This window comes from Streptomyces sp. BRA346 (assembly GCF_052851135.1).
Map to the genome: position 1 here is coordinate 58,902 of NZ_JAIWIH010000041.1, position 16,086 is coordinate 74,987.

Genomic DNA, 16,086 nt, shown 5'->3' on the forward strand with positions numbered 1-16,086 from the left:
GGGGCACCTCCCAGCGGTAGCTGGGGGAGCGGTACATCGCAACCCGCGTGAGGAGGGAGCCCGGCATGATCGACAAGACACCCCCTACGGCGCGGACGGCGGCGGCGCCGCCTCGGGCGGGAACCCCGGCGAGCGTCCCGAGCAGGCCGGGGCGCTCGACTGACGGCGCGCTACGCCGCGGCGCGCACCTCCTGGGCGGCGTCGCCGTGGAGCGCCACCCGGACCAGGGCCGCGGCGAGCCGGGGGAGGTCCTTGCCGGACACCAGCTTCTCCAGGGACGCGGCGCTCTTCGGCAGGCCGACGCGCTCGGCGCCCTCCAGGGCCTTGCGGTCGAAGTACGGGGCGAACTCCGGCCAGACGCCCTGCGCCTCCCGCAGGAAGATGTCGACCCCGGCCGGTCCGATGCCGGTGATCTCCCGCAGCAGCTTCCGCGGGTCCCCGGCCTCGCGCAGCTTCCGCAGATCGCCCTGGTACTCGCGCTGCACCAGCTCGGCCGCCTCGCCGAGCTGCGTCGCGGTCCGCTCGTCGTAACGGCGGTAGCCGCCCTCGCCCAGCGCGTCGACCCGCTGCTGCCAGGTGGCGTCGGCCATCCTCCGAGGATCACGCATCCCGGCGTCGAAGAGGGCGCGCGCGGAGGCCACCGCGATGTCCGCCTTGATCCGGGCGGACAGCAGATGGGCCAGTACCAGCAGCTGGTACAGGGCGCCGGGGGTGTTCCGCAGGGTGATTCCGGCCTCGGACGCGTACGTCGTACCCTGCCGGTCCAGCAGACTGCGCACCACGGTCGTGTTCTTGTCCTTCTCGCTCATCTCGGAGCCACCTCCTTGGCCAGGGGCCTCGCTGAGGGCGACGGTCCCCGCGAGTGCCCGGCGCGGCGCGGTTCACTCGGGTCCGCTCCGCATGATCTTCCAGATGCGGGTGGCCACCTGGAGGTTCAGCCTGCTGTCCACGTCCGTCAGATCGCTGCCGCTGATCTCGCGGATGCGCTGGAGCCGGTAGCGCAGCGTGGAGCGGTGGATGACGAGGTCGGCGGCCGTCGCGCTGTAGTTGCCGCCGCGGTCGAAGTACGCGGTCAGGGTCTCCACCAGCGCCGTCCGGTGCAGCGCGTCGTAGTCCAGCAGCGGGCCCAGCCACTCCCGTACGAACTGCTCGACCTCCCGCTGATCCTTTCCGGTGCGCAGAATGCGGTACAGGCCCAGATCGTCGAAGAAGGTGATGCCGTACGCGCTGTGCGAGCCCTGCCGGACCTCCAGTGCGCGCAGCGCCTCCTGATACGAACGGGGCACCTCGTGCGGGGTGTCACAGCGGCCGCCGACGCCGATGGCCCCGGCCGGTGAGCCCAGTTCCCGGCTGAGCGCCGTGTGCAGCGCGCGCTCGGCCGGACGGCCCCGCGCCACCAGCACCGCCGCACCGGAGCGGAGGGTCGGCAGCACCCGCAGCCCCAGCCCCGCGGCCGCCCGGCCGACGGCGCGCAGGAACCCGTCGTCCGCCGGCCCGTCCGCCCAGCGCACGGCGACCACATGGTGCGGACCGTGCAGATCGTGGCCGACCGCCTCGGCGCGGGCGTAGGCGCTGGTGTCGTCCGCGCCCGTGAGCAGATCGTCCACCAGCTCGCGCCGCAGTCGCAGCTCCAGCTCGGCCAGCTCCCGCAGATGCGCCAGCTCCAGGGCGAGCGCGGACGCGGCGTGGTCCAGGGCGCGTACGGCCCGTTCGTCCGCCCGGCCCTCGGGATCCACCAGGCACAGCGCGCCCAGCAGCTCGCCCCGCGGCGCGGCGACCGCGACCAGCCGGTCCCGCACCCGGGCCGGGCGGGACCGGCGGGCGGCGTCGCGCAGCAGCTCCTCGCGCTGCGCCGGATCGGGCTTGGGGTACGGGTCGGGGCGCCCGGGGCCCGCCCAGGCCCGCAGGTTGCCGAACCGGTCCTCGACCGCGGCGGGCAGCCCGGTGACGCGGTGCAGCGCCCGGGCGATCCCCGCCTCGCGGTCGCCGCGGGCGGCGGCCCGGGCGAGGGCGTCGTGCACCTCGTGCAGATGGCCCAGGTCGGAGAGGGAGCGGTCCAGCCGCTGCCGGATCGCCTCCCGCTCGCCCCGGGCCCGGCGCAGCTCGGTGGCCTGGGCACGCTCGCGGCGGTGGGCGGCGGCGATGGAGAGTGCCGCGGAGGTCTGGTGGACCAGGAGGGAGAGCAGGAACCGCTCGTCCTCGCCCGGCCGGTCCCGGGAGCTGACCACCAGCGCGCCCCGCAGCCCGCCCGGCGGCCCGGGCCCGTCACAAACGCGCGCCCCCTCCGGAGCCCGGCGCACATCCGGCGGCCCCAGCCCGACCGGCTCGCGCAGGGCGAACGCCCACCCCCAGGCCCGCCGGGGGAAGCGCACCGGTCCGTCCCGGCCCGCCAGCTCCCTGACCTGCGCGTCCAGGGCCGCGGTCGCCCGGAAGCCATCGCCCGGGCAGCGCACCAGGCCGTCGCCGAGCAGCAGATAGCCCGCCTCGGCGCGGCCCGGGCCGACGGTACTGACCTGGGCCATCGCCCGGCGCAGGATCTCCGTCTCGTCCTGGCTGTCGAACATGGTCAGACAGCGCAGCATCAGCTCATCGGCGACACCTGATGGGGTCATGCGGTCACTCCGGGCGTCCTCGGCGCTCTGCCTCCTCGGCACCTCACTCCGTGCCGGAGTACCCCTATCCGGGCGAATCACCGCAAGAGGGTGAATTCAGGGTCGTAATTTCGACCTCGGGGACGCAGGCACATCACCGTCCGCCCTTGTCACCCTGACGGCGTGGGCCTCCGCCCCGCCAATGGTCCGGCCAATGACCCGATGGGCCGGGCCGGCGGCGGCGCGCACGTCCGGTCGCCCGTTACGCAAGGAGGGTGAACGCCATGGCCATCGAGCCCGACCCCCATCTGTCCATGGTGCGCCCGGTCACCCCGCACACCCCGCAGGGGTGTGAGGAGTGCCTGCGCCTCGGGTCGCCCTGGGTGCATCTGCGGCTCTGCCTGACCTGCGGACACGTCGGCTGCTGCGACTCCTCCCCGCTCAAGCACGCCCGCGCCCATGCCGCAGCGGCGAGCCATCCCATCGTCGAGCCCCTGGAGGAGGGCGAGGAATGGCGGTGGTGCTACGTCCACGAGGCCCTGGCCTGACCTGCCGACAACCATCACCACGGAGGTGAAGGACGATGAGCATGCCCGTCCGACGACACCGGGGCGCAGGCCCCCTCGAACGCCCCCGGGGCTGGAGCCGCAACCCCCTGGCGGAATTCGACGAACTGCTCAGCCAGATGGGCGGACTCCTCGAATCCACCGTCGGCGCCGCCCCGCCCGCCCTCACCGCATGGGTGCCCGCCGCCGACGTCACCGAAGCCGACGACGCCTACCGGGTCGAAGTGGACCTCCCCGGCGTCCGGCGCGCCGACGTGGACGTGGAGGTGAGCGGCCAGGAGCTGACCGTCTCCGGCGAGATCGGGGAACGCGAACGCGAGGGCGTACTGCGCCGGAGCACCCGTCGCACCGGGCGCTTCGAGTACCGGATGCTGCTGCCCGCCGAGGTCAACACCGAGGCCGTCAGGGCCGAGATGGCCGACGGTGTGCTCACCATCACCGTCCCGAAGGCGGAAGCCGTGAAACCCCGTCATGTCGAGATCACCGAGAGCGGCGAGACCGGCGGCGGGCAACAGGCCGAAGCCGGAAGGACACGCGTGGCCGAAGAAACCACCGAAGCCCAAGGGGCCCAAGGGGCCCAAGGTGCCCAAGAGGCCGGTGAGACCCGCTCATCCGGCTGGGGCTTCCGCGGCCGCAACCGCTGAACCCGACATCCCTCTCCACGGCGGCGCCCCACCCGGGCGCCGCCGACCGATGCCCGGCTTCTCCCGGCTTCTCCCCTCTCCGCGGGTACATCCGGATGGCCAATGTCCATTTTTCCTTTCCTCAGCCAACGGTTGATCAGTAATCTCGCCTCAGCAGCGGGTTGCCCTGCCGCTCTTCGTCGTGCTCCACTGCCCCGAGGACGCGGACGACCCCGAGGGCGGCCCCGGAAGCCGGAAGAGGGCGAAGGAAGTGCGGGACTTGAAGGCCACCTGGCGGCCGGCGGGCATCTACGCCACAGGCGCGGACATCGACGCCCCGGGCGAGGACGAACCAGCCCCAGGCGGCGTCCCCCCGGCGAGGCGTGCGATATGACCTCGACGCCGGGCGGGCCGAGACGTCGGGACGGCGCCGGGGACGCCGAGGCGGACCACGAGAGGCTGCGGCGGTTCGCGGCGATCTGGAGCCGGGCCGTCCATCCGATGGCGGCCACCACCATGACCCTCGACGAGTTCGAGGACTATCTGCTGCCGCTGGCCCACCACCTGAGCGAGGCCCTGCGCACCGACCCCTTCGACACCGCCGACGCCTACGAGGTGGGCGCCGCGCTGGTGGACGCCCAGTGCGCCGAGCCCGAGGCGCTGCCCGCGATCCTCGGCATCATCGACGCGTACCTGGTGCTCTACTCCCCGCCGGACCGGCCGATGAGCGACGAGGACGTACGGGCCCGCTGCGCCCGGCTCCAGCACGCGCTCGCCGCCGGTTTCGTCCGGGCGCTGCGCGAGCGTGAGCGCGACGAGCGGAACGCCATCTCCCGCGCCGCCCTGACCGCGCGCGTCGAGGCCGAGAAGGCGCTGCACGCGAGCGAGGCCAAGTTCCAGGCCGTGTTCGAGGGCGCGGTGATCGGCGTGGGGATCGCCGGACTCGACGGCGAAGTCCTCGTCGTCAACGACGCGATGGCCAGGATGTTCGGCGGTGCCTCCTTCTTCCGCCCCGGCCGCAACGTCACCGAGTTCGTCCACCCCGACGACGCCCCGGGCGTCCACGAGCTGTACCGCGAGCTGGTGACGGGCGAGCGTGACCACTTCCGCATCGAGAAGCCGCACTACCGCGACGACGGCAGCGTGCTGTGGACCAACCTCACCGTCACCCTGCTCCGCGATTCCCATGGCGCGCCCCAGTACCAGCTCGCGCTCGCCGAGGACATCACCGAGCACCGGCTGCTGCGCGAGCGGCTGCGCTACGAGGCCACCCATGACGAGCTGACCGGGCTGCCCAACCGCACCCTGTTCCTGGAACGCCTCGACCAGGTGCTCGCCGCCGCGGCCGACGCCCAGCGCTTCGGCGTGTGCTACCTGGACCTCGACGGCTTCAAGGCCGTCAACGACAGCCTCGGGCACGTGGCGGGGGACCGGATGCTGCGGGCCGTCGCCGAGCGGCTCCAGGGGTGCGTGACGTCCCCGCACGAGCTGGTCGCCCGGGTCGGCGGCGACGAGTTCCTGGCGCTGGTCACCGGGCCCGCCGCGCAGGCGGACGGCACCGCCATGGCCCGCCGGATGCTCGCCGCGCTCGCCGACCCCGTCCAGGTCGAGGGCCGCGAGCTGCGGGTACGGGCCAGCATCGGCGTCGTCGACGGGCGGGCCGGGGAGATCTGCCGGGCCGAGGTGCTGCGGAGCGCCGACATCACCATGTACCGGGCCAAGGCCGCGGGCGGCAACCGCTACGAACTCGCCGACGACGACTCCAACGCCCGGGTGATCGCCCGTCACAGCCTCAGCAACGGGCTGCCGTCGGCCCTGGAGAACGGCGAGTTCTTCATCGAGTACCAGCCGCTGGTACGGCTCGCCGACGGCACCGTACGCGGCGCCGAGGCGCTGGTGCGCTGGCTGCACCCGGTGCACGGGGTGCTCGGCCCGGACCAGTTCATCCCGCTCGCCGAGGACACCGGCCTGATCGTGCCGCTCGGCCGCTGGGTGCTGGAGCAGGCCGCCCGGCAGGCCCGCGCCTGGCAGGACGCCGACGAGGGCGGCGCCGAGCGGCTGCGGGTCAACGTCAACCTGTCGCCCTGCCAGCTGAGCCACCCCACGCTGGTGTCCGACACCGTGGCGGTCCTGGAGAACGCCGGACTGTGCCCGAGCGCCCTGTGCCTGGAGGTCACCGAGAACGACCTCATCGGCGCCGACGAGGACGCCCTGCGGCCGCTGCGGCAACTCGCCGACCTGGGCGTGGACATCGCCCTGGACGACTTCGGCACCGGCTACTCCAACCTCTCGTACCTGCGCCGCCTCCCGGTCAGCACCCTCAAGCTGGACCGCTCCTTCACCCGCGGCATGCAGCGCGCCCCGGCCGACCCCGTCGACGTCAAGATCGTGGAGGGCATCGTCTCGCTGGCCCACACCCTCGACCTGGCGGTCACGGTGGAGGGCGTCGAGACGGCGGTGCAGGCCGAGCACCTGCGGATGCTGGGCTGCGACACCGCCCAGGGCTGGTACTACGCCCGCCCCGGCCCCCCGGAGCGGCTGCACACCCTGGCGCTGGCCGACGCCAGCTGAGCGTCCGTACGCCGGCTGGGCGCCGTACGCGCTCCTGTACGGGCGGGCCGGTCGTGCCCGGCCCGCCCGCGCGCTCTCCCCGCCGCGCGCTACTCCGGCGCGTCCAGCAGCCGGGAGCGGATCAGGAAGCGGACGCCCTCCGGCGCCTCCAGCGAGAAGCCGCTGCCGCGCCCCGGCACCACGTCCACCGTCAGATGCGTGTGCCGCCACCGCTCGAACTGCGACGCGGACATCCAGAAGCCCACCGGCTCCTCGACCCCCTCCACCGCCAGCTCGCCGAGCAGCACATCGGACGCGCCCGTGCGGAACTCGCCCAGCGGGTAGCACATGGGCGCGCTGCCGTCGCAGCAGCCGCCCGACTGATGGAACATCAGCGGCCCGTGCTCCGCGGTCAACCGCCGGATCAGATCGGCCGCGGAGTCGGTCAGGGCGATGCGTGAGATCTCCGTCATCACCTCTCCGTCCCTCGGGACACCCGCCGGTCTAGAAGAAGCCCAGCTTCTTCGGCGAGTAGCTCACCAGCAGGTTCTTCGTCTGCTGGTAGTGGTCCAGCATCATCTTGTGGGTCTCGCGCCCGATCCCCGACTGCTTGTAGCCGCCGAAGGCGGCGTGCGCCGGGTAGGCGTGGTAGCAGTTCGTCCACACCCGGCCCGCCTGGATCGCCCGTCCGGCCCGGTACGCGGCCGTGCCGTTCCGGGTCCAGACGCCCGCGCCCAGCCCGTACAGCGTGTCGTTGGCGATCTCGATCGCGTCCGAGAAATCCGCGAACCGGGCCACCGCCACCACAGGACCGAAGATCTCCTCCTGGAAGACGCGCATGTGGTTGCCGCCCTCGAAGATGGTGGGCCGCACGTAGTAGCCGCCCTCCAGCTCGCCGCCGAGCTCGGCGCGGGTGCCGCCGGTGAGGACGCGGGCGCCCTCCTGCTTGCCGATGTCGAGGTAGGAGAGGATCTTCTCCAGCTGGTCGTTGGACGCCTGCGCGCCCATCATGGTGTCGGTGTCCAGCGGATGGCCCTGGACGATCTTCTCCGTACGGGCCACGGCCGCGTCCATGAAGTCCTGGTAGTGGCCGTCCTGGATCAGCGCGCGCGACGGACACGTGCACACCTCGCCCTGGTTGAGGGCGAACATGGTGAAGCCCTCCAGGGCCTTGTCGAGGAAGTCGTCGTCGGCGGCCGAGACGTCGTCGAAGAAGATGTTCGGGCTCTTGCCGCCGAGTTCCAGCGTGACCGGGATCAGGTTCTCGCTCGCGTACTGCATGATCAGCCGGCCGGTCGTGGTCTCGCCGGTGAAGGCGACCTTGGCCACCCGCGGGCTGGAGGCCAGCGGCTTTCCGGCCTCCACGCCGAAGCCGTTGACGATGTTGACGACGCCGGGCGGCAGCAGGTCGGCGATCCGGTTCATCCAGACGTGGATCGAGGCGGGCGTCTGCTCGGCGGGCTTGAGGATCACCGCGTTGCCCGCGGCCAGCGCCGGGGCGAGCTTCCAGGCGGCCATCAGGATCGGGAAGTTCCACGGGATGATCTGGGCGACCACGCCCAGCGGCTCGTGGAAGTGGTAGGCGACGGTGTCGTCGTCGATCTCGGAGAGGCTGCCCTCCTGGGCGCGCATCGCCCCCGCGAAGTAGCGGAAGTGGTCGATGGCCAGCGGGATGTCGGCGGCCAGGGTCTCCCGTACCGGCTTGCCGTTCTCCCAGCTCTCCGCGACCGCCAGCTCTTCGAGGTGCTGCTCCATGCGGTCCGCGATCCTCAGCAGCACCGCGGCGCGCTCGGCGGGCGCGGTACGGCCCCAGGCGGGCGCGGCCGCGTGCGCGGCGTCCAGGGCGCGTTCGACGTCCTCGGCGGTGCCGCGGGCGATCTCGGTGAACGGCTGCCCGTTGACCGGCGTCGGGTTCTCGAAGTAGCGGCCCTTGGCGGGCGGTACGTACTCCCCGCCGATCCAGTGGTCGTAGCGGGGCTGGTAGCTGACAACCGATCCCTCGGAGCCGGGGTGTGCGTAACGCGTCATGGGGGCGGCCCTCCCTGTCGTACCTGCGGGCTCCGCCCGCCACGGGACGGGCGGAGATGTGGGGAGGCTAGACGCGGCAACGTTGCAGCAACGTTGCGTCCCCGTGGTCGTCCTCCCGCGGGCCGTCCTCCCGCGTGCCGTCCTCCCGGGCGGGGCCCGCCAGTCCGTACACCTCGCGCAGCCGCCGCACCCGCGCCGCCGGGCCCGCCCGGCCGGGGGAGTGCGGCGGATGGGCGGCCAGCAGCGCCTCCGCCACCTCCAGGTCGTCCTCGCCCCACGGCGTTTGCGCCCAGCGCCGCAGCAACTCCGGGTCGCCGCCGGACAGCACGGCCCGCCGCAGCCCGTCCTCCAGGTCCCGCCGCATCCGGCACACCCCGGGCGCCTCCGACATCGGCAGCAGCGGCCCCGGATACGCCCGCAGGGCCGTGGCCACCTGACCGGCCGCCAACTCCTCGGCCACCACGCTCACATCGGTCCGCACCGGCGCGCACAGCCGGTACGGGCGCGAGCCCAGCAGCGGGCCCACCAGCCGGCGCAGCCGGGACATCTCGGCGCGCAGCGTCACCGGCGACCGGTGGTCGGCCCGCGGTCCGTACAGCTCCAGCGCCAGCCGGTCGCCGCTGAGGCCCTCCGGATGGCCCGCGAGCAGCAGCATGATCTCGCTGTGCCGCCGCCCGAGCCGCAGCCGCCGCTCGTCGGTGACGAGCAGCGCCTCGTCGCGTCCCAGCGCCGTCAGCGCGACGCGCGGCCCGCGCGCCGGGGGCGCCAAGGCGGCGAGCTGCGCCTCGGCGGCGCGGGCGGTCGCCTGGACCAGGGCGAGGCTGTGCGGGGCGGCCAGATGGTCGCCGCCGGTGAGGTCCACCGCGCCCAGCAGCCGCCCGGAGTGCGGGTCGTGGATGGGGGCCGCGGCGCAGGTCCACGGCTGCACGCTGCGGTTGAAGTGCTCCGTGGCGAAAATCTGCACCGCGTGGTCGAGCGTGAGCGCGGTGCCGGGGGCGTTGGTCCCGGCGTGGCGCTCGTCCCAGCGCGCCCCGGCCACGAAGTTCATCCGCTCGGCCCGGTGGCGCATCCCCGTGTGCCCCTCCACCCACAGCATGCGGCCGAGGTCGTCGCAGATCGCGAGGAGATGGGCGCCGTCATGCGCGATGCTCCCCAGCAGCTCGCGGAAGAGCGGCATCACCCCGGCCAGCGGATGGTCCGCCCGGTACGCCTCCAGCGCGTCGTCCGCCAGATCGATCGGTGCCACGCACTCCTGCGCCACCCGGGCGTCGACGGAGCGCCGCCAGGAGTCCGCCACCACCGGGCGGACGGCCGGGCCCACGGCCCCCTCCGTCAGGAACGCCTCGTGCGCGCGGCGCACCGCACGGGTGCGCTCCGCCGGATCGGTGCCGGACGCCATCGCCAGCCAGGGATTGACCACGGGGCCTCGCTCAACGGTACGGAGGGTCGGGTGGGTCGGAGGGTCAGGTGGGCGGGGTGGCGGGGACGGCGCAGCCACCGGGCGCGGGGGCGGGTGCGAAGCCGGGCGGTGAGGCGTAGCCGCAGGAGTGGCAGATCTTCCACCCGTCCTGGTTGACGGCGAGTTGGCCGCCACAGCTCGGGCACTGCTCGGAACTCATGATCGATCCTTTGGTTCATGCGCAACGGGCCGGTCAGGGCCACCCCAGCGCTCAGATTTCCTTGTGAGGCGGTTGCCCCGCAATAGTCAGAACAAGCCGCGTTGCGATACGGCTCCGGTGCCGGATCGGTTCATCGGAGCGCGGGTTTTCGGCGCATGCGTGCGGCATGTGCGAGAGGCGCTTGCGCGCGGGGCTACTGGCGGGTACGAAGGAGCCGGGAGCCCCCTGGCTCCCGGCTCCGTTGGCCGATCGCTTACGTCAGTCGACGGCCTGCGTCAGGTGACGGCCTCAGTTGATGGCCTTGATCAGCTCTCCGCTGGTGGTGTCGCCGCTCAGCTCCCAGAAGAAGGTGCCGCCGAGGCCCTGCTGCTGCTTGTAGGCCATCTTCCCGGCGATGGTCGCGGGGGTGTCGTAGCTCCACCACTGGTTGCCGCAGTGCGCGTACGCCGTTCCGGCGACCGTGCCGGTGGCCGGGCACGTGCTCTTGAGCACCTTGTAGTCCTCGATGCCCGCCTCGTACGTCCCCGGCGCGGCGCCGGTCGCGGTGCCGCCGGGGGCGGCCTGGCTGACGCCGGTCCAGCCGCGTCCGTAGAAGCCGACGCCGAGCAGCAGCTTCGAGGCCGGGACGCCGAGCGCCTTGAGCTTCTGGATCGCGGCGTCGGTGTAGAAGCCCTGCTGGGGCAGGCCGCTGTAGGAGGTCAGCGGCGAGTGCGGGGCGGTCGGGCCCTGGGCCGCCCAGGCGCCGAAGAAGTCGTACGTCATGGGGTTGTACCAGTCCACGTAGGGCGCGGCGCCCGCGTAGTCGGCGGCGTCGATCTTGCCGCCGGAGGAGGCGTCGGCCGTGATCGCGGCGGTGACCAGGTTGTTCTGGCCGAACTTGGCGCGCATCGCGGCCATCACGTTCTTGAACGCGGCCCGGCCGCTGGTGTCGCAGGTGTTGCCGCAGGCGTTGGGGTACTCCCAGTCGATGTCGATGCCGTCGAAGACGTCCGCCCAGCGCGAGTCCTCGACCAGGTTGTAACAGGACTCGGCGAACGCCGCGGGGTTCTTGGCCGCCTCGCCGAACCCGGAGGACCAGGTCCAGCCGCCGAAGGACCACAGGACCTTGAGGTCGGGGTGCAGCTTCTTGAGCTTGCGGAGCTGGTTGAAGTTGCCGCGCAGGGCGCCCGCGTCCCAGGTGTCGGCCTTGCCGTCGACGCTGCCCGCGGCGTCGTACGCCTTGTCGTAGTCGGCGTACGCGTCACCTATCGCGCACTTGCCGCCGGTGACGTTGCCGAAGGCGTAGTTGATGTGGGTGAGCTTGGCGGCCGACCCGGAGGTCTCCACGTTCTTGACGTGGTAGTTCCGCTGGTAGATGCCCCATTCGGTGAAGTAGCCGACCACCTTGGTGCCCGCCGCCCGCGGAGCCGTGGCGCTGGTGGGGGACTCCGCCGCCGGGGCGGCGCCGGGGCTGGCCGTCGCCGCGCCCGCGAGCAGGGTGGCGGTCAGCACCGCCGTCGAGAGGGCCGCGAGTGCGGCGCGTAGTCCGCGTGGTCTGAGCATGGATTCTCCTCGGTGGGGGGTGAGGGGAGATGAAGTGCCCGACGACCTGACCCGATATTGACATGCACGCGCAGGGCAGGGTGGGAGAACGGTAGAAGGACTAGACCAGTGGGGTCAATGGTCTGGGCCAATCCGGTCCGGGCGACACCCGGACGGACGAACTTCGTTGAAGATCGATACACCGGTGACGCGGGCCCCCCGATCGGGCATACTCCAACCGCCACGCTGCAGGTCATCACCCGTTCGTGATCCGACGGGAGGACCCGCTCGACGGCAGGACACGGGCGGCGCCGCCCCACCCGGCGCGTAGGCCGCCGCCGCGCCCTACAGGGAGAGGAGAGCGCCGCCATGACCGACCACGGCCCGCAGCCGGTGGAACGCGAACTGCCCACTGAGGAAGCCCGCGACCTGATCTCGCTCGTCCGCGAGCTGACCGAGCGGGAGATCCGTCCCCGCGCCGCCGAGGAGGAGGCCGCCGGGCACTTCCCCCGCGCACTGTTCACCCTGCTGTCCGAATCGGGGCTGCTGGGGCTGGTGTACCCCGAGGAGTTCGGCGGCGGAGACCAGCCGTACGAGGTCTACCTCCAGGTCCTGGAGGAGCTGGCCGCGGCCCGTCTCACCGTCGGCCTCGGTGTCAGCGTCCACACCCTGTCCTGTCACGGCCTCGCCGGATACGGCACCAAGGAGCAGCTGGCCGAGCATCTTCCGGCGATGCTGGGCGGCGGGCTGCTCGGGGCGTACTGCCTCTCCGAGCCCGCCTCCGGGTCCGACGCCGCCGCCCTCACCACCAAGGCCACCCGGGAGGGCGACACCTGGACGCTGGAGGGCGGCAAGGCGTGGATCACCCACGGCGGCATCGCCGACTTCTACACCGTCCTCGCCCGCACAGGCCCCGAGCGCACCCGGGGCATCAGCGCGTTCCTGGTGCCCGGTGACGCCCCCGGGCTCTCCGCCGCCGCCCCCGAGCGCAAGATGGGCATGAACGGGTCGCCCACCGCGCAGATCCACCTCGACCGGGTCCGGGTCCCCGACACCCGCCGCATCGGCGAGGAGGGCCAGGGCTTCGCCATCGCCCTGTCCGCCCTCGACGCGGGCCGCCTGGGCATCGCGGCCTGCGCGATCGGCCTCGCGCAGGCGGCCCTGGACGAGGCGCTGGCGTACACCGCGCAGCGGCGGCAGTTCGGCCGTCCGATAGCCGACTTCCAGGGGCTGCGGTTCATGCTCGCCGACATGGCCACCCAGATCGAGGCCGGGCGCGCCCTCTACCTGGCCGCCGCCCGGCTGCGGGACGCGGGCCGGCCGTTCTCCAGGCAGGCGGCCATGGCCAAGCTGTTCTGCACCGACACCGCGATGCGCGTCACCACCGACGCGGTCCAGCTGTTCGGCGGTTACGGCTACACGGCGGACTTCGCGGTCGAGCGCTACATGCGCGAGGCCAAGGTCCTCCAGATCGTGGAGGGCACCAACCAGATCCAGCGCGTGGTCATCGCACGCAGCATCGCGGGTCCGGAGAGCCGGTAGGCGCACGGATCGCCGTTACGGAGCGGTCAGGGGGCGCGGCAGTGCCGGGCCCCCGCCGTGTTCGCGTGTCCTGCGAGGCGTGACGGTGCTTACGAGCGGGACGCGGCGTGGCGCGGCGTCATCGGCGTCCTGATCGGGCGCGAGCCCGGGCCGCCGATGTGCGAGAAGGGCTGCTTCCGCCAGTCCAGGCCCTCCGGGAGCGTCAGCAGCAGCGCCGCGTCCTGCTCGAGCGCGTCCAGCGACGCGTCCGCGGCGGCGGCCTCCGCCACCCCGCGCCCGGTACCGGCACACACCGTCAGCCCGAACGGGTTCCACGGAGACGGGCACAGCGCGTGCTCCGGAAGGACGTCCTCGTCCGCGAGCAGAGCGATGGGCTGCGCGCAGTCCGGGCAGACGACCCGGAACATCTCGTAGGTCTCGTAGGTTTCGACGTCGCCTTCGTCGAGGCGCTCAACATGCGGCATGAGATTTCCCCCTCGGGTGGGCTGGCCAGGCGCGTCGGCCTCGACCACAGCAAGCATTTCCCTTGCCGCCGCATAGGTAATCGCCGCATCTCATAGGACACCCACGAGGAGATGTGGTGTTCGTCACATGCCCCGTGCAGATGCGTCGCGCCACACCGGGTAAGCGGGTGCGCCCGCTGTGCCCGGACGCCTCCGACCACATAAGGTGATCGGCTGTGGAGGAGTTGGACAGACAAATCGTGGAGCTGCTCGTCAAGGACGGGCGGATGAGCTACACGGACCTGGGCAAGGCCACCGGCCTGTCCACATCGGCCGTGCATCAGCGGGTCCGCCGCCTCGAGCAGCGGGGTGTCATCCGCGGTTACGCGGCCGTCGTGGACCCGGAGGCCGTGGGGCTGCCCCTGACCGCCTTCATCTCGGTGAAACCCTTCGACCCCAGCGCGCCGGACGACATCTCCGACCGGCTCGCCGAGGTACCGGAGATCGAGGCGTGCCACAGCGTCGCGGGCGACGAGAACTACATCCTCAAGGTGCGGGTCGCCACGCCGCTGGAGCTGGAGCATCTGCTCAGCCGGATCCGCTCGCTGGCCGGGGTGTCCACCCGCACCACCGTCGTCCTGTCCACTCCGTACGAGGCGCGCCCGCCGCGCGTCTGACCGACCCCGTACGGGCCCGGCCGGACGTGTGATCCCCCGTGCCCGGAAACGTCCGAAAACCGACCCCGCGAGGCAGCCCGCCGTGAACGACCCGACCCCCGTCCAGGCCGACGAAGGCCGTACCGTCCTGCTGCGCGGGGGCGAGGTGCACAGCCCCGCCGACCCGTTCGCGACCGCGATGGTCATCGAGGGCGACACCATCGCCTGGGTCGGCTCCGAGGGTGCCGCGGACGGCTTCGCCGACGGCGTGGACGAGGTGGTGCGGCTGGACGGGGCGCTGGTGACCCCCGCCTTCACGGATGCGCATGTGCACACCACCGCCACCGGGCTCGCCCTCACCGGCCTCGATCTGACGGGCGTCCCCACCCTCGCCGAGGCCCTGGAGCGGGTGGGTGCGCACGCCGCAGCCCACCCCGCCGACCCGGTGCTTCTCGGCCATGGCTGGGACGCCAGCGGCTGGCCCGGTGGTCGCCCGCCCTCCCGCACCGAACTGGACGGGGCCACCGGTGGCCGGCCCCTCTACCTCAGCCGGGCCGATGTGCACTCCGCCGTGGTCACCACCGCGCTGCTCGACCGTGTCCCGGGCATCACCGGACGCACCGGCTACCACCCCGACGCGCCGCTCACCGCCGACGCCCACCACGCCGTACGCGCCGCCGCGTACGCGAGCGTGACGGCGCGGCAGCGCGAGGACGCCCAGCGCGCCGCCCTCGCCCGCGCCGCCTCGATGGGCATCGGCTCGGTCCACGAATGCGCGGGCCCCGGCATCTCCGGCGAGGACGACCTCACCGGGCTGCTGCGGCTCGCCGCCGGGGAGCCCGGCCCCCGGGTTCACGGCTACTGGGCCGAGGCCGTCACGAGCGCCGCCGGTCTGGAGAAGGTACGGGCGCTGGGTGCCGCCGGGGCCGCCGGAGACCTCTTCGTGGACGGCGCCCTCGGCTCCCACACCGCCTGCCTCCACGCGCCGTACGCCGACGCCCCGCACAGCGGCACCGCCTACCTGGACGCGGCCGCCGTCGCCGCCCATGTCGCCGTCTGCACCGAGGGCGGCGTCCAGGCCGGGTTCCACGCCATCGGCGACGCCGCCGTCTCCGCCGTCGTCGAGGGCGTACGGGCCGCCGCCGACCAGGTCGGCCTCGCCCGGATCCGGGCCGCCCGGCACCGCGTCGAGCACGCCGAGATGCTCACCCCCGAGACCATCGCCGCCTTCGCCGACCTCGGTCTCACCGCCTCCGTCCAGCCCGCCTTCGACGCCGCCTGGGGCGGCGAGGAGGGCATGTACGCCCAGCGGCTCGGCCCCGAGCGGGCCCGCACCCTCAACCCGTACGCGGCGCTGCTGCGGGCCGGGGTGCCCCTGGCGCTCGGCTCCGACAGCCCCGTCACCCCGCTGGACCCGTGGGGCACCGTGCGCGCCGCCGCCTTCCACCGCACCCCCGAGCACCGCGTCTCCGCCCGCGCCGCCTTCACCGCCCACACCCGCGGCGGCTGGCGGGCCATCGGACGGGACGACGCGGGCGTCCTCGTGCCCGGCGCGCCCGCCGACTACGCGGTGTGGCGGACCGGCGAACTCGTCGTCCAGGTCCCCGACACGCGGGTGGCGGGCTGGTCGACCGATCCGCGCTCCGGCACGCCCGGGCTGCCGGACCTCACTCCAGGCGGCCAACTGCCCGTGTGCGTGCGCACGGTGGTGGGCGGACGCACCGTGCACAGCCGTCCGGACGAGTGACGCGACGCGTTCGCGTACCGCCGAACGATGTCCCACCGGCCTGTCGCGGCGGCTGAACATTGTCCGTACTGACCTGGTCATTTGAGGAAACGACGCAGGTCATGCGACTGTTGACAGGGTCCGGTCGGTGGCCGGTAGGTTCGGCCCCGTCCACCACTGGACACCCGACCGGGGAATCTTCACGCAGTCGTCGAACGCCG

General features: G+C 73.0%; 14 protein-coding genes. 6 read left to right on the plus strand and 8 right to left on the minus strand.

Annotated elements, in window-relative coordinates:
* Window positions 1–170: 170 nt before the first annotated feature.
* Entirely contained in the window at window positions 171–809 is a 639-nt protein-coding gene (locus tag LCH29_RS36485; RefSeq protein WP_446465972.1) for an endonuclease, read from the minus strand.
* Window positions 810–881: 72 nt separating this feature from the next.
* Window positions 882–2,612: a helix-turn-helix domain-containing protein gene (locus LCH29_RS36490; RefSeq protein ID WP_446465973.1), complete on the minus strand. Its 1,731-nt coding sequence runs from the start codon at window positions 2,610–2,612 to the stop codon at window positions 882–884.
* Between the two features lie 263 nt (window positions 2,613–2,875).
* On the opposite strand from LCH29_RS36490, the gene LCH29_RS36495 reads away from it, so the two are divergent.
* From LCH29_RS36495 to LCH29_RS36505, 3 genes are all read left to right on the plus strand, one after another.
* Complete coding sequence (locus LCH29_RS36495; protein ID WP_446465974.1) at window positions 2,876–3,139, plus strand: UBP-type zinc finger domain-containing protein; 264 nt, start codon at window positions 2,876–2,878, stop codon at window positions 3,137–3,139.
* A gap of 41 nt (window positions 3,140–3,180) precedes the next feature.
* Entirely contained in the window at window positions 3,181–3,801 is a 621-nt protein-coding gene (locus LCH29_RS36500; protein WP_446465975.1) for an Hsp20/alpha crystallin family protein, read from the plus strand.
* A 369-nt stretch (window positions 3,802–4,170) separates the two neighbouring features.
* Window positions 4,171–6,351 carry a putative bifunctional diguanylate cyclase/phosphodiesterase gene (locus LCH29_RS36505; protein WP_446465976.1) on the plus strand — a complete coding sequence of 727 codons (2,181 nt, stop codon included), beginning with the start codon at window positions 4,171–4,173 and terminating at the stop codon, window positions 6,349–6,351.
* An 89-nt stretch (window positions 6,352–6,440) separates the two neighbouring features.
* Here the strand turns inward: LCH29_RS36505 and LCH29_RS36510 are convergent, their stop codons facing one another.
* The 5 genes from LCH29_RS36510 to LCH29_RS36530 form a co-directional block, all read right to left on the minus strand.
* Window positions 6,441–6,803, minus strand: coding sequence for a DUF779 domain-containing protein (locus LCH29_RS36510; protein ID WP_446465977.1), 363 nt, complete (start codon window positions 6,801–6,803; stop codon window positions 6,441–6,443).
* 31 nt (window positions 6,804–6,834) lie between these two features.
* Complete coding sequence (gene adh / locus LCH29_RS36515; RefSeq protein ID WP_446465978.1) at window positions 6,835–8,358, minus strand: aldehyde dehydrogenase; 1,524 nt, start codon at window positions 8,356–8,358, stop codon at window positions 6,835–6,837.
* 67 nt (window positions 8,359–8,425) lie between these two features.
* Complete coding sequence (locus tag LCH29_RS36520; RefSeq protein WP_446465979.1) at window positions 8,426–9,778, minus strand: GAF domain-containing protein; 1,353 nt, start codon at window positions 9,776–9,778, stop codon at window positions 8,426–8,428.
* Window positions 9,779–9,821: 43 nt separating this feature from the next.
* Window positions 9,822–9,977 (minus strand): hypothetical protein, encoded by a 156-nt coding sequence (locus LCH29_RS36525; RefSeq protein WP_446465980.1) that lies wholly within the window; start codon window positions 9,975–9,977, stop codon window positions 9,822–9,824.
* Between the two features lie 288 nt (window positions 9,978–10,265).
* Complete coding sequence (locus LCH29_RS36530) at window positions 10,266–11,519, minus strand: glycoside hydrolase family 18 protein (protein WP_446465981.1); 1,254 nt, start codon at window positions 11,517–11,519, stop codon at window positions 10,266–10,268.
* Window positions 11,520–11,867: 348 nt separating this feature from the next.
* On the opposite strand from LCH29_RS36530, the gene LCH29_RS36535 reads away from it, so the two are divergent.
* Window positions 11,868–13,040, plus strand: a complete 1,173-nt coding sequence (locus LCH29_RS36535; protein WP_446465982.1) for an acyl-CoA dehydrogenase family protein — start codon at window positions 11,868–11,870, stop codon at window positions 13,038–13,040.
* Window positions 13,041–13,129: 89 nt separating this feature from the next.
* On the opposite strand, the gene LCH29_RS36540 is transcribed toward LCH29_RS36535, so the two are convergent.
* The gene (locus tag LCH29_RS36540) at window positions 13,130–13,561 is read right to left on the minus strand and encodes a hypothetical protein (RefSeq protein WP_446465983.1); all 432 of its coding nucleotides are present in this window, start codon (window positions 13,559–13,561) and stop codon (window positions 13,130–13,132) included.
* Window positions 13,562–13,719: 158 nt separating this feature from the next.
* On the opposite strand from LCH29_RS36540, the gene LCH29_RS36545 reads away from it, so the two are divergent.
* Both LCH29_RS36545 and LCH29_RS36550 read left to right on the plus strand, forming a co-directional pair.
* Complete coding sequence (locus tag LCH29_RS36545) at window positions 13,720–14,160, plus strand: Lrp/AsnC family transcriptional regulator (protein WP_009713557.1); 441 nt, start codon at window positions 13,720–13,722, stop codon at window positions 14,158–14,160.
* Between the two features lie 82 nt (window positions 14,161–14,242).
* A complete protein-coding gene (locus LCH29_RS36550; protein ID WP_446465984.1) occupies window positions 14,243–15,886 on the plus strand; it encodes an amidohydrolase in 1,644 nt (547 codons plus the stop codon).
* Window positions 15,887–16,086 lie beyond the last annotated feature (200 nt).